This window comes from Pacificimonas aurantium (assembly GCF_020092905.1).
Classification (GTDB): domain Bacteria; phylum Pseudomonadota; class Alphaproteobacteria; order Sphingomonadales; family Sphingomonadaceae; genus Pacificimonas; species Pacificimonas aurantium.
In genome coordinates, this window is the sequence record NZ_JAGSGB010000002.1 from 855,250 (window position 1) to 879,503 (window position 24,254).

The 24,254-nt window shown below is 63.9% G+C and carries 17 protein-coding genes; 4 read left to right on the forward strand and 13 right to left on the reverse strand.

Annotated features, from left to right (window positions below; genetic code table 11):
• Positions 1–103 precede the first annotated feature (103 nt).
• From KCN53_RS10905 to KCN53_RS10915, 3 genes are all read left to right on the forward strand, one after another.
• Complete coding sequence (locus tag KCN53_RS10905; RefSeq protein ID WP_088713426.1) at positions 104–2,914, forward strand: TonB-dependent receptor; 2,811 nt, start codon at positions 104–106, stop codon at positions 2,912–2,914.
• Positions 2,914–3,915, forward strand: coding sequence for a phytase (locus KCN53_RS10910; RefSeq protein WP_088712411.1), 1,002 nt, complete (start codon positions 2,914–2,916; stop codon positions 3,913–3,915). The genes KCN53_RS10905 and KCN53_RS10910 overlap by 1 nt, the downstream gene beginning before the upstream one ends.
• Positions 3,916–4,060: 145 nt before the next feature.
• On the forward strand, positions 4,061–6,838 hold the full coding sequence (locus KCN53_RS10915; RefSeq protein WP_088712410.1) for a phosphoenolpyruvate carboxylase: 2,778 nt from the start codon (positions 4,061–4,063) through the stop codon (positions 6,836–6,838).
• Between the two features lie 74 nt (positions 6,839–6,912).
• On the opposite strand, the gene KCN53_RS10920 is transcribed toward KCN53_RS10915, so the two are convergent.
• The 11 genes from KCN53_RS10920 to KCN53_RS10970 all read right to left on the reverse strand — a co-directional run bounded on the left by KCN53_RS10920 (position 6,913) and on the right by KCN53_RS10970 (position 19,847).
• A complete protein-coding gene (locus KCN53_RS10920) occupies positions 6,913–9,090 on the reverse strand; it encodes a sodium-translocating pyrophosphatase (protein ID WP_088712409.1) in 2,178 nt (725 codons plus the stop codon).
• Positions 9,091–9,226: 136 nt separating this feature from the next.
• Complete coding sequence (gene thiL, locus KCN53_RS10925; RefSeq protein ID WP_088712408.1) at positions 9,227–10,165, reverse strand: thiamine-phosphate kinase; 939 nt, start codon at positions 10,163–10,165, stop codon at positions 9,227–9,229.
• A gap of 33 nt (positions 10,166–10,198) precedes the next feature.
• Entirely contained in the window at positions 10,199–10,669 is a 471-nt protein-coding gene (nusB, locus tag KCN53_RS10930) for a transcription antitermination factor NusB (RefSeq protein ID WP_088712407.1), read from the reverse strand.
• 67 nt (positions 10,670–10,736) lie between these two features.
• Positions 10,737–11,156, reverse strand: a complete 420-nt coding sequence (gene ribH / locus KCN53_RS10935; RefSeq protein ID WP_088712406.1) for a 6,7-dimethyl-8-ribityllumazine synthase — start codon at positions 11,154–11,156, stop codon at positions 10,737–10,739.
• Positions 11,156–11,764: a riboflavin synthase gene (locus KCN53_RS10940; protein WP_088712405.1), complete on the reverse strand. Its 609-nt coding sequence runs from the start codon at positions 11,762–11,764 to the stop codon at positions 11,156–11,158. The genes ribH and KCN53_RS10940 overlap by 1 nt, the downstream gene beginning before the upstream one ends.
• Before the next feature lie 9 nt (positions 11,765–11,773).
• Positions 11,774–12,772, reverse strand: coding sequence for a bifunctional diaminohydroxyphosphoribosylaminopyrimidine deaminase/5-amino-6-(5-phosphoribosylamino)uracil reductase RibD (gene ribD / locus KCN53_RS10945; RefSeq protein WP_088712404.1), 999 nt, complete (start codon positions 12,770–12,772; stop codon positions 11,774–11,776).
• On the reverse strand, positions 12,769–13,095 hold the full coding sequence (locus KCN53_RS10950; protein ID WP_088712403.1) for a hypothetical protein: 327 nt from the start codon (positions 13,093–13,095) through the stop codon (positions 12,769–12,771). Before KCN53_RS10950 ends, ribD begins: the two co-directional genes overlap by 4 nt.
• A gap of 45 nt (positions 13,096–13,140) precedes the next feature.
• Positions 13,141–13,821: an energy transducer TonB gene (locus KCN53_RS10955; RefSeq protein WP_172406221.1), complete on the reverse strand. Its 681-nt coding sequence runs from the start codon at positions 13,819–13,821 to the stop codon at positions 13,141–13,143.
• Between the two features lie 176 nt (positions 13,822–13,997).
• A complete protein-coding gene (locus KCN53_RS10960) occupies positions 13,998–16,064 on the reverse strand; it encodes a catalase (protein ID WP_088712401.1) in 2,067 nt (688 codons plus the stop codon).
• A gap of 145 nt (positions 16,065–16,209) precedes the next feature.
• A protein-coding gene (prfB, locus tag KCN53_RS10965; RefSeq protein ID WP_143712221.1) for a peptide chain release factor 2 occupies positions 16,210–17,338 on the reverse strand; the annotation gives its coding sequence in 2 pieces (ribosomal slippage) (positions 16,210–17,268 and positions 17,270–17,338; 1,128 coding nt in all).
• 46 nt (positions 17,339–17,384) lie between these two features.
• The gene (locus KCN53_RS10970) at positions 17,385–19,847 is read right to left on the reverse strand and encodes a penicillin-binding protein 1A (protein ID WP_224199611.1); all 2,463 of its coding nucleotides are present in this window, start codon (positions 19,845–19,847) and stop codon (positions 17,385–17,387) included.
• Positions 19,848–20,046: 199 nt separating this feature from the next.
• On the opposite strand from KCN53_RS10970, the gene KCN53_RS10975 reads away from it, so the two are divergent.
• Entirely contained in the window at positions 20,047–21,348 is a 1,302-nt protein-coding gene (locus tag KCN53_RS10975) for an MFS transporter (RefSeq protein WP_224199613.1), read from the forward strand.
• Here KCN53_RS10975 and KCN53_RS10980 read toward each other — a convergent pair.
• Entirely contained in the window at positions 21,321–22,439 is a 1,119-nt protein-coding gene (locus KCN53_RS10980; RefSeq protein WP_088712398.1) for a DUF3089 domain-containing protein, read from the reverse strand. The two genes, KCN53_RS10975 and KCN53_RS10980, sit on opposite strands and share 28 nt — an antisense overlap.
• Positions 22,432–24,195, reverse strand: a complete 1,764-nt coding sequence (locus tag KCN53_RS10985) for a class I adenylate-forming enzyme family protein (protein WP_207790606.1) — start codon at positions 24,193–24,195, stop codon at positions 22,432–22,434. The genes KCN53_RS10980 and KCN53_RS10985 overlap by 8 nt, the downstream gene beginning before the upstream one ends.
• Positions 24,196–24,254 lie beyond the last annotated feature (59 nt).

The window sequence follows — 24,254 nt, forward strand, 5'->3', positions numbered from 1 at the left end:
ATAACCACAACCGAGGTTGATTTCTTCAAGCTGTGCGCAGCTGCACAAAAACCGTCATATCGATCTCCTACCGGCGCGCCGAACCACAAAAGGGATCGAAATCATGCGCCGTCAACTCGCCCGGTCAGCCAGCCTGATCGCCCTGTCCATCTTTGCCGTGTCCGCCGCCTCTGCCTCGGAAATCCGCGGCACCGTTCTCGATGAAAGCGGCGTTCGGCCCCTTCAGGGTGCGGAAGTCACAATTCCCGAACTCGGTCGCAGCGCCTTTGCCGAGCGCGACGGCAGCTTCCAGTTTTCCGACCTAGCGCCAGGCACCTACACCCTGGAAGCCACCTATCTGGGATCCGATGCCAATGAGACGGCGAGCGTGACGGTACCCGCGACCGGCGTGGTCACCGCCGACTTCCGCCTCGGCACGACACTAGAAGACGATGTGATCATCATCGTCGGTCAGCTCGCCACGCAGACCAGCGCCCTCGCCCGAAAGCGCGCCGCCGACGGCGTGTCGTCGGTCCTGACCCGCGACGCCATCGGTCAGTTTCCCGACCAGAATGTAGCCGAATCGATCCGCCGCCTGCCCGGCATCAATGTCTTGAACGACCAGGGTGAAGGCCGCTTCGTCGCCGTGCGCGGCCTCGACCCGAACCTGAACTCGACCTCGGTCAACGGCGTCCGCGTCCCTTCGCCCGAGTCGGACATCCGTGCCGTTGCGCTCGATGTCATCTCGTCGGAACTGATCGAGAGCATCGAAGTGAAGAAGTCGCTCACGCCGGACATGGATGCCGACACGATCGGCGCTGCCATCGAAATCAACACGACGAGCGCTTTCGACCGCACCGACGACCTGTTCGCGGTCAAGGCGGAAGGGAGCTACAACGACCTGCGCGACGAGTGGACGCCGCGGGTCGGCGCCGAATTCGCCATGCGCCTGACCGACGATCTCGGCATCGCCGGCGGCGTCAGCTACGACCAGCGGAAATTCTCCACCGACAATGTCGAGGCGGAGGACTGGGCGGTGACCGATGACGGGGCGCTGTATCCAGAAGCCATCGAGTTCCGCGACTATGACGTGGAGCGTGAGCGGTTCACGGCGACGCTGAATGTCGACATGCGTCTCACGCCCGGGACGGAGCTCTACGTCCGCGGTCTCTACAGCCAGTTCGATGATCAGGAATATCGCCGGCGCCTGATCTTCGGCTTCGACGAAGAGCCCAGCGGTACGGGAACGACAGTCACGTTCAGCGATGCCGATGGCGAAATCGGGGTCGAAAGAGACGTGAAGGACCGCTTCGAGTCCCAGCGCGTCCGCACGCTGAGCGTTGGGGGCGAAACCATCGAGGGTCCCTGGACCCTCGAGTATCAGGCAAGCTGGGCGCTCTCATCGGAAAATGAGGACGGATCGGTCGATCCCACGACCTTCGCGCAAGACTTCGATAACAACGGCTTCGCTGCGACCTTCGACTTCAGCGACCGCGTACCAGCGTTCTCCGTGGATTCGGGCGCAGGGCTGTTCTTCGATCCGGCTCGCTACGAATTGGACGAAGTCGAGCTGACCGACCGTTCCGACGCACAGGACGAGGAATTCGCGTTGCAACTCGACGTCGGCCGAACCTTTGCCACGGGCGGCGGCGACTTCACCGTCCAGGCGGGTTATAAGGGTCGCTGGCGCCAGAAACGGTTCGATGGCGAAATTCGCCTCTACGACGGTTTCGACGGCACCTACACGCTCGCCAATGTGGTCGGCGATCCCAGCTACCGCCTGGCCGGACTCTCCCCGGTGCCGAGCTTCAGCGGCGCTGCGGACTTTTTCTTCGCCAACCGCGACCGGTTCGAACTTGCCGACGTGGACAGCCAGTTCGACAGCGCGGTCGAGGATTATACCAACGACGAGGACATTCAGGCCGGCTATGCGCTCGGCCGCTGGGAAAGCACCAGCCTGCGCGTCATCGGCGGCGTCCGGGTCGAGCACACGGAGAACGAAATCTCCGGAAACACGGTCGAACTGATCGAGGAAGGCACCCCCGATGGCGAAGACCTTGTCGTCGTCACGCCGAACGAACTTGAGCGAAGCTATACCGACTGGCTGCCCAGCCTGAACGTCCGCTACACCCCGGTCGACAGGCTCGTCCTGCGCGCAGCGGGCTACAAGAGCCTGGTTCGGCCGAATCTGGCCTATCTGGCGCCGCGCTTCGCCATCGAAGAAAGTTCCGACGAAGAGCGGGAAGGCGAATTCGGCAACCCCGACCTCCTTCCGAACGAGGCCTGGAACGCCGACATTTCCGCCGAATGGTATTTCGCGACGTCCAGTGCGCTGACGGCAAACGCCTTCTACAAGGACATCAGCAACTACCTCGTCTTCCGAGAATATGATGCCGACGACGCGCCATTCTTCGGCAGCTATAACGGCGTCACGTTCGACGAAGCGGTCATTCCGGAAAATGGCGACAGCGCCGAGGTCTTCGGCGCAGAGTTCGGATATGCGCAGGCCTTCACCATGCTCCCCGCGCCGTTCGACGGGCTGCTCCTCAATGTGAACTACACCTATACCGATGCCTCGGGCACGTTGGCGGACGGCCGCGAAATCCGGCTACCCGCCACGTCAGAGCACACGGCCAATGCCGTCATCGGCTATGAAAAAGGCCCGCTCTCGATCCGCGTCGCCGCCACCTACCGCGACCTCTATCTCGATGAAGTGGGCGGCGGTGCCGACGAGGACCGTTATGTGGCCGACCACCTGCAGCTGGACGGGAGCGTGAAGCTGTTCGTCACCGACAACATCCAGATCTTCGGCGAATGGGTGAACATCACCGACGAGCCCTATTTCGCCTACCAGAATTTTGAAGGCGGACGCCGCCTTCTTCAATATGAAGAATATAGCTACACCGCAAACTTCGGCGTAAGGGCCACATTCTAATGCGTTTTTCTCTTCTTCTTCCGCTTTCCCTGATGGCCTGCGCGACCGTGCCGGACGCCCCGGGCGCACTGGTTCCCGCCGTGGCCGAGACGCAGCCCGTCGCCACCCGCAACGACGACGCGGCGGACGACCCGGCGATCTGGCGCAACGACGAGAAGCCCACCGAAAGCCTGATCGTCGGGACCGACAAGAATCTCGGCCTCTACGTCTATAATCTGGACGGCGAGGAGCTGAGCTTCAGTCCCGCTCCGGCGCTCAACAATACGGCGCTGGTGGAACTTGCCGACGGCACGATCCTCGTGGGCGCGAGCGACCGAGAACAGCCGCAGCGGCCGCAGGCGCAATTCTATCGCCTCGACCCGCAGACCGGGCAGTTGACCCCGCTGGGCGCGGCGGCGGTCGGAACAGGCGAGGCCTACGGCTTCTGCATGGCCCTGCGCGGCGGCGGCGCCTTCGCATATCTGGGTACGAAGGAAGGCAGCTTCTACGAGATCGCGCTCAGGGCGGATGCGTTCGAGCCGACGGGACGCAGCTACAGCGTCGAAACGCAGCCCGAAGGCTGCGTCGTCGACCCGCGAACGGACACGCTCTACGTCGGCGAGGAAATCCGCGGCATCTGGAGCTTCGACCTGAAGGGAGCGCCGGCGCCTGGGTCGCTGCTGGCGTCGGTGGCGCCGGCCGAACTCGTCGCCGACGTCGAGGGGCTTGCCCTTGCACCGCAGGGCGACACCGGCGGCTATCTGATCGCCTCGAGCCAGGGCGACAATCGCTATGCCGTCTACGAGTTGCCTTCCGGCGCGTTCGCCGGCCGGTTCGGCATTGGTGGCGGCGCGCTCGACAGCACCGAGGAAACCGACGGTATCGATCTTGTCCTCGGCGGCTTCGGACCTGACTATCCGGATGGACTGTTCGTCGCGCAGGACGGCATCACCGGGACCGGTCAGCAGAATTTCAAGTTCGCCAGCTGGGCCGACATCAAGGCGGCGCTCTCGCTCGACTGAGCATCTGGCGACGGAGAATGAACGGGGCACGGCACAAGCTGTTGCCCCGTCCGTTCACGCTGCACCTGCGAAGAAAATCGCCCGCCGCTCTTGCATGACGGCGCCCCAACCGATTTGGCAGGTAGGACGCAGCCGGGAGAGCCACATGAGCGAGACATCGATCCTGTCGGACCTGAAGGGACGCCTTGCAGAGCTATACGACCGCACGCGCGAGACCCCGCTCTTCAACCCGGTCAGTCAGCTTGCCTTCGAGCTCTCGCGCCTGATCGAGGGCGGCAAGCTCAGGCTGCAAGAGCTCTCCGAGATCATCGAGGATTATGAACGCCATGCGTTTCGCGACAGGGCGGCGCGGCTGAACGATCTGCTCTCGCCTGTAAACCTCGGCGAGAATGACGAGCGTCTGCGCGCCCTCGTTCGCAGCGACGCTGACTTTTCCCAGTTCCGCAGCAGGTGGGAACGCCCCTTTCTGGGAAGCGTCTTCACCGCGCATCCGACCTTCATGCTGTCCGACGGCGGTTATGACGCGCTGGCAAAGCTCGCCAGCGGCGAGGAGGCCGACCCCGAACTGGAGGGCGCGGACCCGACGCTGGAAAGCGAACATGCAGCAGTCATGGCCACGAGCAAACGGGCTGCGGACGCGCGCGCGCGCATGACCTCAGTTCTGGTCGACGAAGCGCGGCAGGCCTTCCCCGACAAGTGGCGCAGCTTCCGGCCGCAACCGTTCAGCTTCGCGACCTGGGTCGGCTACGACATGGACGGCCGGACGGATATCGGCTGGTCGATGCCGATCCGGTTCCGGCTGATCGAGAAAAGCAAACAGCTCGAGCGCTATTCCGAAGCCTTGGCCGAGCTTGGCGAGGGAGAGAGCCGGCTCGACGCCATTCGCGAGCGTCTGGACAGAGCGCAGAATCACACGCGCAAGGTCATCGCGGCATTCGCCGGAGCGGGCGATGACGCCGACGCGCTGTCGGACGCGGCTAATCTGATGACGACGCCGCACCCCGACCGTCTGATCGCCATGGACGAAATGCTGGGCGATCTGGACGCGGTCATCGCCGAAGCGGACGAGGATCTGGCTACCCGCCTCGTTCCCGTTGCGGCGGCGATGAGGACCGACCGGCTGGGCATCGGCACCGTGCATTTCCGCATGAATGCGAGCCAGCTTCACAATGCGATCAGGCGGCGCATGGGCGGCGATACCGGCCTTGCCATGTCCAGCCGCACGGCGATTGCGCGGCTACGCAGCCTGATCGACGAGGCGGAGCCCGTACCCGTCAACTTCGCGGCGCTCGCCATCGAGACCACCACGGCCCTGCGCCAGTTCATCGCGATGGCGCAGATGCTGAAACACATCGACGCGGACTCGCCGATCCGCCTGCTCATTGCAGAGTGCGAGCAGCCCGCCACCGTCTTGTCCGCGCTCTATTTCGCCCGCCTGTTCGGCATCGAGGACCGGATCGACATCTCCCCGCTGTTCGAGACGAACGAGGCGCTGGAACATGGCGGCCGCTTTCTCGACGCGTTATTCGCAGAGCCTGCCTACCAGAACTATGTCCGCCGCCGCGGCGTTTCTGCGATCCAGACCGGCTTTTCGGACGCTGGGCGCTTCATGGGCCAGATCCCTGCCGCGCTCGCCATAGAACGGTTGCAGGGCCGGATGGCCGAGTTGATGGGGCGGCACGGTCTGACCGACGTTGCTGCGCTGATCTTCAACACCCACGGCGAATCGATGGGACGCGGTGCCCATCCCCTGTCAGTGGAGGCGCGCCTTGCTCACGCGCTCAGCCGCTGGGCGAGAAGCCGCTTTGCGCAGCAGGACATCGAATTGCGTCCCGAAGCGAGCTTTCAGGGCGGAGATGGCTATCTCTTCTTCGGAACCGAAGACCTCGCCTATGCCACGCTTGTCAGAATCGCGGAATCGTCTCTGGCTCTCTCGGCCGACGACGCGCACGACCCATTCTACGAGGAAGTCGACGTCAGCCTGGATTTCTACCGCGACGTGCGGCGCGCCCAGGCATCGCTGTTCCGGGCCCCCAGTTACAACCGGGCGCTCACCGCATTCGGGCTAGGCCTGTTACCCACGACCGGATCGCGCCGCTCGCGCCGGCAGTCGGAGTCGGGCGAGCGCGACATGACGTTGAGACAGATTCGCGCCATTCCCAACAACGCCGTGTTGCAGCAGCTGGGCTATCCGGCGAACGTCATCGCGGGCGTGGGAAGCGCCACGGAGGCAGAGCGCGACCAGTTCGCCTCCCTGTTTACCCAGTCCAAGCGGGCGCAGGACCTGATCGGTCTGGTCGAAGCCTCGGACCGTCTCGCCAGCATCAAGACGCTGGTGGCCTATGGCGAAGCGTTCAACGGCGCCTATTGGGCAACGCGCCCCTATCGGGGTGCCGAACCGGAACTGGAGAATGCCTGTCTCGACCTTGCGGAACGGCTGACCAGCGACGACCGAACGGCGGCCTTCCGCGAACTTGCAACCATGCTCCGAGTCGACGGGCTGAAGCTGCGCCAGCTCATCGACCTGCTGCCGGACGAGAAGCTGCCGGGCCGAAACGAGGAGCGCCGGCGCACGCTCGGCGTGCTTCACGCGCTTCGCCTCGCACTGATGCAGCATATTTTCCTGCGGGCGGCGGCCATTCCGCCCTTCTCGCGTCGAAACGACATTTCTCGCGACGACATTCTGGAAATGGTCTTCGCCATGCGAATCGAGGATGTGCTCGGCCTTCTCAGGCAGGCCTATCCGGTGGACGCGGCGAATATTTCCGATTTCGATATGGAGGAGCCGACCGGCTATCCCGACAATGGCGGCCCTGCCTATGAGGATATCCAGGAGCGCTATATCGATGCCATCGAAACGGCCTACGCCCTGACTCTGAAGGTCACCCGCGCCATCGCTCACAGCTTCGGTGCGCTCGGCTAGCTTCAGCGGACCATCTTGCTGTCAGAAGGTGAACGGGGAGAAGGCTCGAAGCCCCCTCCCCGGATACGGTTTGGCTAGTGCGCGAGCGCAGCCAGAAGCAAGATCGCAACGATATTGGTGATCTTGATCATCGGGTTCACCGCCGGACCGGCCGTGTCCTTGTAGGGATCGCCGACGGTATCGCCGGTCACGGCAGCCTTGTGAGCTTCCGAGCCCTTGCCGCCATGATTGCCATCTTCGATATACTTCTTGGCATTGTCCCAGGCTCCGCCGCCCGACGTCATCGACAGCGCCACGAAGAGACCCGAGACGATCACACCCAAAAGCAGGGCTCCGAGCGCAGCAAAGCCCTCCTGCGGACCAGCTATCCAGCTGATCACGAAGTAGACGACGATGGGCGCCAGCACCGGAAGCAGCGAGGGCAAGATCATCTCCTTGATCGCCGCCTTCGTCACCAGGTCCACGGTGCGGCCGTAGTTCGGACGCGAAGTCCCGGCCATGATGCCCGGATCGTTGCGGAACTGCTCGCGCACTTCCTTGACGACCTCTCCGCCGGCCCTGCCGACCGCCGTCATGCCGAAGGCGCCGAACACATAGGGCAGCAGCGCGCCCAGCAGCAGGCCCACGATGACATAGGGGTTGGAGAGGGAGAAGTTCACCGGCCCCTCGAGCCCCAGTTGATCGGTGAAGAACTTCAGATCCTCGGTATAGGCGCCGAACAGCACGAGCGCCGCCAGGCCGGCGGACCCGATGGCGTAGCCCTTCGTCACCGCCTTGGTGGTGTTGCCGACGGCGTCGAGGGCATCGGTCTTCGTACGAACGCTCTCATCGAGCTCGGCCATTTCAGCAATGCCACCGGCATTGTCGGTGACGGGACCATAGGCATCGAGCGCCACGATCATGCCTGCAAGCGCCAGCATGGCGGTCGCGGCGAAGGCGATGCCGATCAACCCCGCCAGCATGTAGGACACGATAATGCCGGCACAGATGACCAGAGTGGGAAGCGCCGTCGCCTCAAGGCTGATGGCGAGTCCCTGGATCACGTTCGTGCCATGTCCGGTAACCGATGCCGCCGCGATGGACTTCACCGGCCTGAACTCGGTCGAGGTGTAATATTCGGTGATCCAGACGATGAGGCCGGTCACGACAAGCCCGACGAGCATGCACCAGAACAGGTCCATGCCCGTAAACGGCGTCGCCGCGAGGAAATTCTGTTCCAGGTCGGCCGCGCTCGTCCCCAGCGCCGGCTCGAGCGCCTGCTGCGCCGCACCGATAGGTGCGCTCATCTCGCCGCCAAGCGCCCAGCTGGTAGCGAAGTAAAGGGCGGGGATCGACAGGACCGCCGTCACGATGAAGCCCTTGTAAAGGGCGCCCATGATGTTCTGCGACTTGCCCAGCCGGACGAAGAAGGTGCCGACGATCGAGGTCAGGATGCAGACGCCGCCGATGATGAGCGGCAAGGCCATCAGCGCATAAAGTGCCCCGCCCGTCAGCCCGACGCCCAGAAGCAGAGCGGTCAGAACCATCGTGGCCCCGACAGTCACGACATAGGTTTCGAAAAGGTCGGCCGCCATGCCGGCGCAGTCACCGACATTGTCGCCGACATTGTCCGCAATGACCGCCGGATTGCGGGGGTCGTCTTCCGGAATTCCGGCTTCGACCTTGCCAACGAGATCGGCGCCCACATCCGCAGCCTTCGTGAAGATCCCGCCGCCGAGACGCGCGAAGATCGAAATCAGCGACGCCCCGAATGCCAGAGCGACAAGCCCGTCGATGACCGTCCGGTCGTTCGGCGCAAGGCCGCTAACATTCACGAGGGTATAGAACAGCCCCGCAATGGCGAGCAGAGCCAGGCCGGCGACCAGAAGCCCGGTAACGGCGCCCGACTTGAATGCAAGACTGAGCCCCTCCTGCAGCGAGCTGTTCGCAGCCTGCGCGGTCCGGACGTTGGCGCGTACGGAAATATTCATTCCGATAAAGCCGGTCACACCCGACAGAACCGCACCGACGACAAATCCGACGGCGGGAATCAGCCCCAGAAAGATAAAGACCAGAACGGCGACGACGACGCCGACGATGGCGATGGTGGTATATTGGCGCCCCAGATAGGCCTTCGCCCCTTCCTGGATTGCGCCGGCAATCTCTACCATACGTTCGCTGCCGGCGGACGCGCCGAGTACCGAACGTGACGTAACGATGCCGTAAAGAACGGCTGCCAATCCGCACAAGATGGCGGCAAGCACTATGTCCATGCTAAGCAATTCCCCCAAAAGACCAGATGCGTTTATTCTTATCGGTCGGGAAGGCGCATCTCGGCTCTCCCCGCCGGGTTTCCCTAACTGCTAGCTTGATTGAAGATGCGGTCAAGCCGCGACGGCCACGCCCCCGCTAATGTTCGTAGCCAAGAACGTCGGCTTCTATGACCGTTCCGTCCTCGTCGAAGACGCGGAAATCCGGATCTGCCAAGAGATGCCCGACGCAGCTTACCTGCAGCCGCGCTGCTTCGGCGGCCTCTTTCAGTTCCTGTTCTCGACCCGGCGGCAGCGAGAAGAGCAGTTCATAGTCGTCGCCGGCCCGCGCCGCGGCGAGTAGGTCGTCGGTGCCGGAAACGAGGGGGCGCGCCGCGTCGGAAAGCGGAAGCGATTTCAGGAAGATCTCCACGCCGCAACCGCTGGCGCGCGACAATCGCCTTGCATCGATTAGCAGGCCGTCGCTGACGTCCATCGCGGCGGTCGCGCCGATGGAAGAGAGTTTCTCGCCGAAGCTGACCCTCGGCATGGGAAGCCGGTAGCGCCGCTCTAGAAACCGGTTCGGCTCGATCTCGCCGCGGCGGGCGGCAAGGCCGAGACCCGCATCCCCGATCGTCCCCGTGACGTAGAGCCGGTCTCCGGCGGCGCCGCCGACCCGGGCGACGGCCCGGCCCACCACATCGCCAATGGCGGTGCAGCCCAGACTCGTCGTAGGAGCCCGAACCGTGTCGCCGCCCCACAGTTCGACGCCGAACTCGGCAAGCACTCTGCCGAGGCCGTCGGCGAACCCCTGGAGCCAGGGTTCGTCTTCCCCCGAAAGCGAGAGGCCAAGAAGAACGCCCCTCGGGGTAGCGCCCTTCGCCGCGAGATCGGACAGGTTCACCGCGACCAGCTTCCACGCGATATCGGACGGGCTGTCGTCCGGAAGATAGTGCACGCCCTCGGCTATAATGTCGTGGGTCAGAACGAGGTTGCGCCCGATGGGCGGTGACCAAAGAGCCGTATCGTCGGCGAGGCCCGCCGCCGTCTCGTTGGCCGCCAGCGGTCTCAGCAGGTCGATGATATCGGCTTCGCGCATCGGCGATGCCTTAGCGGGGGATGCAGGCCGCGCCTACTTGCCGCTGCGCACCCGCTTGGCGACGGTATCGAGAACCCCGTTTACGAATGCGGGCTCGGGCGCCTCGTAGAAGGCCTTCGCGATATCCACATATTCGCTGATCACCGCCCCTGTGGGAACGTCGGGGCGCGCGGTCAGCTCATAGACGCCGCAGCGCAGGATCTGGAGCATAGGCCGGTCGAGGCGGTCGAGCGACCAGCCCTCGGCGAGGGCACCGCCGATGAAGCCGTCGAATTCCTCCTCACGCAGGGCCACGCCAGAGACGATGTCGTCGAAGAAATCGGCATCCGCATCGGCGAACTCGTCGCCTTCGATTTCGCGGCCGAGGCGGTGCTCGTGAAATTCACGCAGCAAGGTGGGAACGGGCGCATCAGACATCGCGCGCTGATAAAGAGCCTGCACGGCCGCGAGCCGCGCGGCGGGCCGAGAAGGACGGGCTGGTCTTGGAAGGGGGGGAGAAGTCATCGGCGGGCATGTAGGGATGACCGCACCGAAACTCTAGCCGCTTTCCGCCGGTGACGTGTCCGGCCGCCTAGCTATAAAGGTCGCGAAGAGACATCAGGGCCAGTGCGGCCTTCGCCGCTTCGCCGCCCTTGTCCTTCTCGTCGCGCCGCGCGCGAACGCGCGCCTGCTCCTCGTTTTCGACGGTCAGAATGCCGTTCCCGATCGCCAGCCCGTCGAGCGTCAGCGCCATGATGGCCCGTGCGCTTTCACCGGCGACGATCTCGAAATGATAGGTCTCGCCGCGGATGACCGTTCCCAGAGCCACATAGGCGTCATACTTGCCGCTCTGATCGGCAAGCGCGATGGCGGCCGGAATTTCCAGCGCACCCGGTACGGTGATGGTGTCGTGCGTGTGACCCTGCGCTTCGAGCGCCTGCTGCGCGCCCTCAAGCAGCGCGTCGGCAAATTCGTCGTAGAACCGGGCTTCGACCAGCAGCAGTTTTGCCATTATTTGCCTTCTTTCAGGGCCGACATGCGGTGGAGGTAGCGAGCCAGCGTGTCGATCTCGACATTCACCTCGTCGCCGACTTGCTTCGCCCCATGCGTGGTCAGGTCCGCCGTATGGGGAATGAGATTGTAACTGAAGCGGACCCTGTCCTGGTCGTCTTCGACCCTGTTCACGGTGAGAGACGCTCCGTCCAGCGTGACCGATCCTTTGGGTGCGAGAAACGGTGCCAGATCACGCGGCACTTCGATCCAGACCTCGTGGCTGTCGCCGATCCGCTCTTTCGATACCAGTTTCCCGACCGCGTCCACATGCCCGGTCACGATATGCCCGCCTAGCTCGTCGCCGATCTTCAGGGCGCGCTCCAGGTTGAGCCGTGCGCCGTCGTGCCAATGCGCGCCGACTGTCTTCGAAACCGTCTCCGCCGAAACATCGACGGCGAAGGCCCCGTCCTCCTTGGCGACGACCGTCAAGCAGGCGCCGGAACAGGCAATCGAGGCGCCCATGTCGACGTCCGAGAGGTCATAGGCCGTTTCGATCCAGAGCCTCAGGTCGCCCCTGTCCTCGCGGCGGCGGACGGTGCCGATATCGGTGATGATTCCGGTAAACATGCTCGGCGCCTAGCGCGTCCTGTCGTAGATTTCGAGACGATCCGTGCCCAGGGTGCGCGTTTGAGCAAGGGTCCAGCGGCCATGAGCTGCAGAGAGGTTGGGCAGCTCGATCCGGCCCGCGCCCGGAGCATCATCGCCGATCAGGATGGGCGCGCGGTAGATCAGCAGTCTGTCGACCCGGTCTGCCGACAAGAGCGTACCGGCAAGTCCCGCGCCTCCCTCGACCAGAATATCGTTGAAAGGCAGCCCTTGGAGCTCCTCAGCGGTGCGCAGCAGCAGCCCCTCCCGGTCGCCGAGGCGGGCAGGCAGGTCCGGTAAGGTTGCAGACATCAGAAGAGGTACCGGGCTGCGCTCTTCCAGTCCGGGAAGTCGTACGGTGAGGGCCGGATCGTCCTGTTCCCATGTGCCGCGGCCGGTCAGGATCGCATCGCTGTGCGCGCGCACCATATGCGCATGCGCACGCGCCTCCTCTCCCGTAATCCACTGGCTTTCCCCGCTCGGCAAAGCGACCCGCCCGTCGATGGATACAGCCAGTTTCAGACTGAGTCGCGGTCGGCCCAGCGCCATGCGCACGCGAAATCCCGCCTGCTGGCGTTCGGCGGCCCCGCGGCAAACATCTTCCACAACCTCGATGCCGGCGGCGCGCAGGCGGTCCATTCCCCGTCCGCTCGTTCGCGGGTCAGGATCTCCGGCGGCGATAATGACGCGGCGCGGTGCGGCGGCGGAGAGCAGGGCGGCACAGGCCGGGCCGCGCGAACTGTCATGGGCGCAAGGTTCGAGGGTTACGTAAACGTCCGCTCCGCGCACCGCGTTACCCGCATGGGCGAGCGCGTCGGCCTCGGCATGAGGCCTGCCGCCAGGCTGGGTCCAGCCGCGCGCCAGCACCTTTCCGTCCTTGACGATCAGGCATCCGACGCCCGGGTTGGGAGCAGTCCGGCCCGTACTGCGCGCAGCGAGCGAAAGCGCGGCGGCCATCCAGCTGGAATGGTCGCGCCGCGCGGGGGTCACTCGACCGGCGCCGTTTCGGCTGCGCTCTCTTGCGGCTCATCCTCGAAATCCGCGAGCGCTTCGGCAGCGAGCTGATCGGCGACGGCGTCGGCCTGTTCGGAAAGGCGGCGCTCCTCTTCCTGCACAGCCAGCGCCTCCTCATAACCGCGATCGTCACTCCAGCTTTCGAAATAGTAGAGCTCGGGTTCGGGCTTCCAATAGCCGTACAGCCATTCCGCGAAAAACAGGGACGCGATCCCGAGAACGGCTCCGACGGAGACGAGAGCGCCGACCCATTGACGCGGTTCGATAGCGGAGAGGCGGGTACGCAGTGCAGTCAGCATGGCGCCGAAGATAGGCGCGCATACCCGCCCTCGCCAGCTATTCCCTCACAGAGACTGCAGATCGAATACCACGCTGATACGCATGACCGATTCGACGGCCTCGTCTCCGCGGGTCGCGGGGACGAAGCGCCAGCGGCGCTCCGCCTGTTCGACCGCAGCCTGGTCGAGGCGTCTAGAGCCGCTGCTTTCGGCCACACTGGCGTCCCGCACCCGGCCGTCGGGTCCGATCCGCACCTCGACCACGACGGTTCCCTCTTCGCCGCGCCGTTTCGCGCCGTAGGGATATTCCGGCTGGAACCTGTCGAGATACCGGCGGTCCAGCCGGGCTTCGACGATCGGCGGTTCGGCCGGCGGCGTTTCGATGAACCGGTCACCCGAAATATCCCGGTCGTCGAAACTATAGTCGTCGAGCCCTGCATAGGGCGAACTCCACTCACCCGCCTCGACCGGAGGATCAGACGCCACAACAGGTGCATCGGGTTCAATCACGACCGTCGGCACCTCGTTGTTCAGCCTCACCTCGTCGCGAAATTCGACCTCAGGTTCGTCCGGCGGCGGTTCGGCAGGCCGGGGTATGTCCGCCACTGTGATCGAACCCGGTCGGATCGGACCGGGTGCCACGCCGGCCACATTCAAGGCGAGCCAGCCGAGAACCATATGAGCCGCCACCGTGATCGCGATGGCCCGGCCACTCGGGCGGCCCGAAGTCTCCACATAGGTGTGCATGTCTTCCTCCCTCTCTTCTGAAGACATGTTATATTATCACATATTATTCCGGCCGGCACGAAATCAATTCGAGCCAGACTTTGAAAGGGCGGGGCACACAAGTCATCAAGCGCCCAAACGAAAGAAAGGGCGGCGCGGTTTCCACCGCCCCGCCCTTCCCTGCGAGCCTATGAACGTCAGTCCTGCTTGACGGACTCCCGGTCCCAGAAGCGAACATTTCCGCACGCCTCGATAAAGGCTTCCGACCTATCGGCGTCGCTGAGGTCGAAGAATCCCTCATCCATGTAATTCCAGACGCCCGCCGCCTCGAACAGCGGCTTAACCGCCGGAACGTAAGCGACGAATTTCGCATGAGCGAAGGCATCGTTCACGAAATCGATCGACGGCTTGTCCGCATTGTAGCGGCTCGCCGAGTCTTCGCTCATGACGACGGCGACCGCATCATAGGTGACCGACGGGCCGCCATCGATTTTCTCGTCGGCTTCCATGACTTTGCCATCCGACAGCTTCGCGCCGCCTACGTGAGGGGCGACGATCTCGACCATGCCGCCGGCACCTTCGGCAGCCTTCTTGAGTGCCGAGACCACCTTCGCATCGCCGCCTTCGGCGATGTAGATGCCAAGCTTGCGGCCCTTGAAGCTGCCCGGACCGTTTTTGACGATCGACAGGGCCGGCGATTCCTTCAGATCCGTAATCGGGTCCTTCGCGGCCTTCGGCTTCTCCGGCAGTTCCGTAAAACCGAGACCGTCGGCCACTTCCTTGGCCAGACCCTCGTCGATGTGCCGCAGATGACCCACCATGCGCGTGCGCACGCGCATCTCCTGACATTTCGACAGTTCGAAGGTCAGTGCGTTCGCCATGTGGGTTTGCTCGACAGGCGTCTGCGAGATGTAGAACTGGCGCGCCTGGCTATAATGATCGGCAAAGGTCTCTGAACGCGCACGCAGTTTCGGCCCTTCGACCTGCTCCGGATAGCTTTCGAAGCCGCCGGGCGTTTCGCGCGGCCCCTCGCCCTGATCCCAGCTGTTCGGCTCATAGTTCACCCGCCCCTTGGGGTTCGTCATCGCCATATGGCCGTCCTGCTGATAGTGCCGGACCGGGCATTTCGGAGCGTTGATCGGAATGTGCGTGAAGTTCGGGCTGCCGAGCCGCTTCAACTGCGTGTCGAGGTAGGAGAAGTTCCGCCCCTGCAGTAGCGGATCGTTCGAATGGTCGATGCCGGGTACGATGTTCTGCGTGCAAAAGGCGACCTGCTCGGTCTCGGCGAAGAAATTGTCGACATTCGCATCGAGTGTGAGCGTCCCGATGATGCGGACGGGCACATCCTCTTCCGGAATGATCTTGGTGGCGTCGAGCACATCGAACGGGAACTGCTCGGCGAACTCCTCGTCGAACACCTGAATGCCGAGGTCCCATTGCGGATAATCGCCCGCATCGATGGCATCCCACATGTCCCGGCGATGGAAATCCGGGTCCATGCCGTTCACCTTCAGCGCCTCGTTCCAGATGACCGACTGCAGGCCAAGCTTCGGTTTCCAGTGGAATTTCACGAAGTGCGACTTGCCCTCGGCATTGACGAGGCGGAACGTGTGGACGCCGAACCCTTCCATGAAGCGGAACGAGCGCGGAATGGTCCGGTCCGACATGATCCACATGACCATGTTCATCGCTTCCGGGCTAAGGCTGATGAAGTCCCAGAAATTGTCGTGCGCAGTCTGTGCCTGGGGAAAGCCTCGGTCGGGGGCCGGCTTCGCGGCATGGATCAGGTCGGGGAACTTGATCGCGTCCTGAATGAAGAAGACGGGGATGTTGTTGCCGACCAGGTCCCAATTGCCTTCGGACGTGTAGAATTTCGTGGCAAAGCCGCGCACGTCGCGGGCGAGGTCGGGCGACCCCTTGTTCCCGGCAACGGTGGAAAAGCGCGTGAAGGTCGGCGTCTTCACACCGACCTCGTTGAAGATCGCCGCACGGCTGAGTTCGGGAATGGCTTCCTTCAACTCGAAATGGCCGTGCACGCCGTAGCCGCGGGCATGCACGACGCGCTCGGGAATACGCTCATGGTCGAAGTGAAAAATCTTCTCCCGGGCGATGTGGTCTTCGAGAAGCTGCGGCCCGCGCGGGCCGGCCGTAAGCCAGTTCTGGTCGTCGGCAACAGGATGGCCCTGGGCCGTGGTCATCCGATCGTCTTCGCCGGTCGCCTTCTGATGATTGGCACCGCCCTTCGATAAGTCGAGTTTACCCATGTTAACCTCCTGTGCTGCCGAGAGAATTCCAGTCTCCAACAGCAGGAGGCCGCAGAGGTTGCGTGAACCTTTTTCGATCAGTGCAACACAGAAAACCGATCAGCCGGATATGCTCGGCGCAGGAATCTGAATTCGTTCAATTTACTCAATCGACGTCTTCCACATCCACGGTTTCGCCGGTGACCCGCTGGGCAAGCGCGGCCGCCATGAACTCGTCCAGGTCGCCATCGAGGACCGCTTGCGGATTCCCCTTGGTGACGCCGGTGCGAAGGTCCTTCACCATCTGATATGGCTGCATCACATAAGAGCGGATCTGGTGACCCCAGCCGATGTCGGTCTTCGAGGCGTTCGCGGCGTTCGCCTCCTCCTCGCGACGGCGCAGTTCCTCCTCGTAAAGGCGCGCCTTCAGCTGCTGCATCGCCTGCGCCTTGTTCTTGTGCTGCGAGCGCTGGTTTTGACAGGATACAATGATCCCCGACGGCACATGAGTGATGCGCACGGCGGAATCGGTCGTGTTGACGTGCTGGCCGCCCGCTCCCGAGGCGCGGAAGGTGTCGATCTTCAGGTCGCTTTCGTTGATCTCGATGTCGATATTCTCGTCGACGACCGGATAGACCCAGACGCTGGCAAAGGACGTATGGCGGCGTGCGGCGCTGTCGTAGGGGCTGATGCGCACCAGGCGGTGTACGCCGGATTCCACCTTGGCATAGCCATAGGCGTTCTGCCCCTTCAGAATGACCGTCGCCGACTTGATCCCGGCTTGCTCACCGGCATGATGATCGAGCAGCTCGACCTTCATGCCGCGCCGCTCGCCCCAGCGCATATACATACGCTGCAGCATCTCAGCCCAGTCCTGGCTTTCGGTGCCGCCGGCGCCGGCATTGATCTCGATATAGGTGTCGTTGCCATCGGCTTCGCCCGAGAGAAGCGCGGAGACCTTGTCGCGGTCGGCGCGCACGGCCAGACGCTCGAGCGCCTTTTCGGCATCGGCAACCAGATCATCATCGCCTTCGGCCTCGGCCAGCTCGATCATCTCGACGGCATCGTCCTTTTCGGAGCGGATTTCGCGCACCGATTTGACCGCGTCTTCCAGCCGGCCGCGCTCCTGCATCAGCTTCTGCGCTTCACCCGGATCATCCCAGAGCGAAGGGTCCTCCGCCTTTGCGTTCAGTTCGTCGAGGCGCTTGGTCGCGGCATCCCAGTCAAAGAAACCTCCGGATCAGGGACAGGGCTTCTTCGATACGGTCGACATAGGCCTGGGCTTCGGCGCGCATGGCTGCGGCTCCTCGTTATACAATCACGTCGAATATGGGGTGGCAGTTAGTAAATGCCGCCCTGCTGCTGCAAGAAGTCGCTGTCTGAGCGCACTTCCTGTGTCGGATTGGCCTCGGCAAAGGGGTCGCGCGCCTCGGCCACCTGCTGGCGCGGCTGGTTCTCGGGCTTGAACGCTTCCCAGATCACCGCAGGCGTATACCCGCCTGACGGCCAGGAGCCGAACACCTTCTTGCCCGATCGCCGGTCGATACGGACCATGCGGATGCCCTCCGGGATACGGAATTCCTTCTTCTCCGCATCCTCGGGGATGGTCTCTTCGAAAAACTGCCGTACCGCCGGCGCCGCCAAGGTGCCTCCCTGGGCGTAACCGCCCATATTCTGCGGCTGGTCGAAACCCAGATAGATGCCCGCGACGATGTCCGGCGTTCCGCCGACGAACCAGACGTTGGTCGGGCCGTTCGTCGTGCCGGTCTTGCCGAACATCGGTCGTTCGAGGCGGCGAAGCGCCGTGGCAGTGCCGCGCTGAACGACCCCCTCGAGCATGTGCACGACCTGATAGGCCGTGCGCGCATCCATCGCCTGCGGCCGGTTGTCGGCAGGCAGCGGCATCCCGCGGCCGTCATAGGAGGGCTTGTTGCAGCCTGAGCATTCGCGGTCGTCGGACCGGTAGATCGCGTTGCCGTTACGATCCTGAATAAGGTCGTAGAGGACGGGACGCTGCCGCTTTCCGCCATTCGCCATCATGGCATAGGCGTTGACGAGATCGAGAACCGTCGTCTCGCCCGCGCCGAGAGACATGGCGAGATAGGGCTGGTAGTCGCCGATGCCCATGTCGTCGATCAGCTCGACGACGTTTTCCATGCCGGTCTGAAAGGCGAGACGCACCGTCATCAGGTTGCGCGACTGTTCGAGACCCCAGCGCATCGTGCGCGGACCGGCTGAACGGCCGGAGAAGTTGCGGAAGCACTTCTGGCCAAGGGCCGCACCCTGGTAGACGCAATAGGGACCGTCGACGACGATCGAGGCGGGAGTGAAGCCGTTCTCCAGCGCGGCGGCGTAGACGAATGGCTTGATGGCCGATCCCGGCTGGCGCATCGCCTGAGTGGCGCGGTTATATTGCGAGCGGCGTGCGTCGAAGCCGCCGACCATGGCAAGAACACGGCCGGAGGAGACCTCCTGCACCACCATGCCGCCGCCGACCTCCGGAATCTGCCTCAACTTCCAGACATTGCTGCCCTCGCTCGTTTCCTTCACCGGAAAAACGTCGCCGGGCGTGATCTCGGCATAGGCGGTTCCGCCGCCGCCGCGGACCGGCAGATTTGCCTGTCCGCTCGGCATGCTGCCGGTGGACCCGTCGGCAAAGCCCAGCTCGACCGCGCCGCCGCTCTTGGACAGTGCCACCGCGGCGCGCCAGTCGTCATATCCCACGGGCAGGTTGAGCTCGCGCAGGCGTTCGGGCCAGCCGCCGCCCAGCTGGATGGTTTCGCTCGCACCCCGCCAGCCGCGCCCGCGGTCATAGCGCACCAGCGCATCGCGCAGGGCCATTTCCGCCGATGCCTGCATGACCGGGTCGATGGTCCCGCGGATCCACAAGCCGCCGGTATAGATGCCGTGCTCGCCCTCCTCGCCGTAGCGCTCGATCAGGTCGCGCCGGACGGCTTCGGTATAATATTCGCCGAGGCGCGGCTGCGCGAGCTGCACGCGGCGCTCGATCGCTTCGATAGGCGTCCGTTTCGCGGCAGCCGCCTCGCCGGAGGTGATATATCCATTGTCCTCCATCTCGCTGAGGACGTAGTTCCGCCGGACCGTGGCGCGGCGCAGGCCGGCCTCGCTCGCCGGGTTATAGTTCGCCGGCGCCTTCGGCAGGACGGCAAGATAGGCGGCTTCGGGCAGGGTCAGCTCGGTGACTGGCTTGCCGAAATAGGCAAAGCTCGCTGCCTGTACGCCATAGGCATTCCGGCCGAGGAAAATCTGGTTGAGGTAAAGTTCGAGGATCTGCTGCTTGGTGAACGCATCCTCGATCCGCGTGGCGAGGATGATCTCCTTCAGCTTGCGCGTCACAGAATATTCGTCGCCGATCAGCAGGTTCTTGGCGACCTGCTGGGTGATCGTCGAACCGCCGACCGCACGCTCGCCGCTGCCGAGTTTCGACACATAGTCGAAGACCGCATTGGTGAAGCCCGTGACGTCGACGCCGCCATGCTCGAAGAACGTCTTGTCCTCTGCCGAAATGAAAGCCTCCACAAGCTCGGGCGGCAGGTCCTCATAGGTCGTATAGATGCGCCGTTCGCGCGCGAAGGTCGCGAAAGGCTCTCCGTTCACGTCGCGAAGATGACTGGGAAGCGGCGGCTCATAGTCGGCAAGCTGCGCAGCGTCGGGCAGATCCTGCGACAGATAGATATAGCCGCCCACCAAGGTGACGAGGCCGAGCGCAACCAGGCCGGCAAACGTCACCAGCGTATAGCGCAGCCACTTCGGACGGCGACGGGTATCGGCTGCGTTACTCAAGAGGCGGCCCACATGCCGAAAGAGGCCGGACGCAGAGCGCCGGTTTCATCATAGACGATCATGTCCCCAGTCTAGCGGACTCCTAGGCAGGGGGACCAGCATAAAGACGGGGCGGCCATAAGCTCCCATGTTCAGAGGCACGGCAAGCCGGCGCTCAGCTTCCTTGCCGTTCGGCGCGGGGGCGTTACGGACTGACACTGTGACCGTACAGCCACCCCTGCCCTCCCCCCCGGATGACCCGGAGGCCGAGTTCCAGCAATTCGTCGACCGCAACCTGAAGCGAAACTTCCTCGCCCATTTCACGCACGGCATGCTGGGCATGACGGGGTTTCGCCTGGTGTACGCCCCCACTTTCGTCCCAGCCTATCTCAGCCTGCTGACGGGTTCGCCCTTCATGGTCGGCCTCGGCCAGTCGCTGCAGCAGGCGGGCGCGATCCTGTCGCCCGTGCTCGGCGCACAGCAGATCGAGCATCGCCGGCGCATCCTGCCGATTTCCATCCTGCTTGGCGGCCTCATGCGGATCCAGCTGCTCGGGCTTGCCATCGCGGGCTGGTTTCTCGCGGACAGGTCGCTCGTCGTCGCGACGCTGATTTTCCTGTTCCTTCTCGGCTTCTTCATGGGCTCGCAGCGCGTGGCGTTTCAGGTCGTGCTGGCGAAGGTCATTCCGATACGGCGGCGCGGGCGCCTGCAGGCCTGGCGCAACCTGTTCGGCGGCGGGCTGGCGGCGGGCCTCAGCTACTGGGCCGGCAAGACGCTGATCGAGGAGGACTGGCTCGGCAACGGCTATGCGACCACCTTCGCGCTGGCCTTCGTGCTCACCTCGATCGGGCTGGCCGTCATCGCCCGCTTCATGCGCGAGCCGGAGAGCCCGACGGTGCGCACCCACATGTCCCTGCGCGAGCGTCTGTCCGAATTCCCGGCACTGATGAAGGACCGGGACTACAGAAATTTCCTGATCGCGCAGCTTCTTACGATGTCGGGGCGCATCTCGATCCCCTTCTGCATCCTATATGCGGGCGAGACGCTGGGACTGTCCGGCAGCACAGTCGGACTTCTCTCGCTCGCTTTCCTGGGCGCGGACACCGTCTCCAACATCATCTGGGGTCCGCTTGGCGACAGATTTGGCTTCCGGCTCGTCTACCTCATCTCGGTCGCGCTGTGGGCGCTGTCGGTGCTTTTGCTGCTTGCCGCGGAATCGAGCCTTGGCTTCTTTACCGCGTTCGCCGGGCTGGGAATGGCGCTGTCCGGATATCTGATGAGCCAGCAGACCATGGTGCTGGAATTCGGCAGCCGCGACGATGTGCCGATGCGCCTTGCGCTCTCGACGACGGTGGAAACGAGCATGGCGACGATCGGCCCCCTGCTGGGCGGCGCAATCGTCGCTTATGCCGGGTACCAACCGGTGTTCTACCTCACCATCGCCTGCCTGGTCGCAGCGCTCGGTGTCCTCCTCTTCGCCGTGAGGGAGCCGCGCTACCGCTCGCCCTCAGCCTCTGCGTAGGCGTCGGCCTGTGCTTTGACGAAGGCGATCAGATCGTCCTGCGCGATGGAGCCGTCGAGGAGGTGCAGCCCCCACACCGGCCCCGAGGACTCCTGCGCGGCGGTCATCAGGCTGGTCGTCATCGCGCCGATCATGGGCGGGACGTCCTCGGCCGGTCCGACGGCGAGGTATCCGTCCCGGCCCTCCTGCACGCAGTTCGCGGAGATCATGTCGCTGAGAACAATATAGCGGCTCTTCACCGGCAGGTCGGGACGGCGGTCGGTCGGGATCACCGCGCTGGTCGTGCCGTCACCGGCCGCGAGGCGAGCGGGATTGGTGCACGCGACCGTCATGCCCTCGTCTTCGGCGCGTCCGAAGAAGGCGCCGTCCGGCGGCGGCGAGGATTGCTGGAAGGTCACAAAGGCCACGGCGCAGCCGCGATCCGCGCTGCTTTCGCACAGGGACACTTCATTGAACGTGCCGCCGACCTTCGCGCCCTGCGGGACTTCCACGTTCATACCGAGAAGCAATGCCGACAGCATCAGGTCCTGGGCGGGCCGACCGTCGATCTCTTCCTGGATCAGCTGGGTCAGCATGCGCGTGCCCTGGCTATGGCCGTAGAGCACGAAGGGCCGGCCCGCATTCTCGGTCGCCAGATAGTGGCGAAAAGCGGCCTTCACGTCGGCATAGGCCAGATCGTGCGGGTCGGGCGCGAACGTTTCCCCCGCGATCATCCTGCGCATCGCTGGGATCGACCGCTGGCGGTAGATCGGCGCGAACTGCCGGCAGGCCTCGCCAAAGCGCGCGAACTGGGCGGCAACGACGTAGCGCTCCTCCTCATTGGCGACCAGGTCGCTGTTGGCATCTTCGTCGAGGGACACGGTCGGATAGACATAAAAGCAGTCGACCGCGGGATTCTCCGCGCGCGGCGTCACCTCGACCTGGCGCGGCGGGGCGCCCGTCGACAGGATGGTGGTATCGGAAGCTTCGCTGCTGCAAAGATCGCGCCGCCCCGGCAGGCACAGCCAGTTCTGCTCCAGCGTATAGTCTGCAGGCGCCGCAGCGGCAGCGGACCCCTGCATCAGCATCGCAACGGCCAATGTCTCAAGCATCTTCCAACTCCCCAAACATTGTTTTCAGTTCTTTTTTCAGAATCTTGCCATTCGCGTTCCGGGGCAGCGTATCCTCGGAAAACAGAATGCGGACAGGCACTTTAAAGCCCGCAAGACGCTCGCGGACAAAGGCCCGCAGCTCGTCTTCTCCCGCCATCATACCGGGCGCGAGATGAACGACGGCGGCGGGTTCCTCGCCCAGCGTGTGATGGGGAATGCCGACTACGGCCGCATCGGTCACCGCCGGATGCTCGTAAAGCGCGTTTTCGACTTCCAGCGAGTAGATATTCTCGCCGCCGCGAATGACGATGTCCTTCGCCCGGTCCACGATGAAGCAGAATCCTTCCTCGTCGAGATAGGCAAGGTCGCCGGTACGAACCCATCCATCGATGAATGTTTCCGCCGAAGCTTCCGGCTTGTTCCAATATCCTTCGACGACCATCGGCCCCTTGGCGTAAAGCTCGCCAACCGAGCCCGTCGGCAATTCCTCTCTGCCATCCGGATCCATGATCTTCAGGTCGGCGGTTGCCACCGGCGGCCCGCAACTGGTCGGACGGTTCAGATAGTCCTCGCCCGAATGCGTGGTCACCGTCGCGCAGGTTTCGGTCATACCCCAACCATTGCCGGGCAGGGCGCCGAACTCGGCGTAGATTTTCTGCACGAGTTCCGGCGCGGAGGGCGCACCGCCATAGCCGATCGCTTCGAGCGACGAGAGGTCGAAGCGGCCGCGTTCGGGATGTTCCAGCAATTGCCACGCAATGGTGGGAACGCCGCCGGTGGCATGCACACCCTCGCGCTCGATGATCTCCATCGCCTGCAGCGGATCCCATTTGTCCATGAAGATCAGCCGGGAGCCGCCCGCGACGGTGCCCAGCATCGACGCATTGCAGCCCGTGGCATGAAACAGCGGAATGACCAGCAGCGATGTGCGCTTCTGCGGTTCGGGGACCGGCTCGCCGCGCCGAAGCGCTGCGCGGGCGGCAGCATAGCCGGAGGAAAGGATGTTGGAGAGGCTCGACCGCTGCGTTCCCAGCGCCCCTTTCGGCGCGCCCGTCGTCCCGCTGGTATAAAGGATCGTCGCTCTATCATCCGGAGCGACGTCGACGTCGGGAAGGTCCCAGTCGGGCAGGTCGGCCCAATCTGCGCTGGTGCCGATCAGGTCTTCGAGCGAGCCCGTGGCCAGCGAGCTCTGGCCGCGTGAACACAAACGGTACGGCACGTCGGCGAGTGCGTCGTCATATCCCTCGAACCGCTCCATGCGCTCGCAGTCCGCGACCAGGAGCTTCGCCCCGGAATCGGTCAGGCCATAGGACAGTTCGGCGCCCGTCCACCAGGCGTTCAGCGGAACGATGATTGCGCCGATGCTGGTGACCGCAAAGTAGACGACCGGCCATTCGGGCAGGTTGCGCATAACCAGCGCTACGCGGTCGCCCTTCTCTATCCCCATATCCCGCAGGGCATGCGCCAGCGCCGCAACGGCGCGAAACCAGGCTTCGTAGGTTACCCGCTCGTCGTTCAGCACCATGAATTCGGTGTCGCCATGCGCACGCGCCGCCCGAACCAGCTCGGCGAAGTTCGCGGGTGCATTCTTCCAGACGCGCGTCGGGACGCCGCGGATTTCGACGGTCTCCATTTCGAATTTTGCGCCGGAAGCGCAAAGGACGCTGCGAACTTCGGCGAGCGAGCAGGCCGGAAATTCCGGACCCACGGCCGGTAGCGATTCTCCCAAGGTTTCCTCTCCCAATCTTTCGGGCATCTTGTTCATTGCGGCCCGGATTTCCGTACTTAGAGACGAATTGCACGTGAAGTAGCACG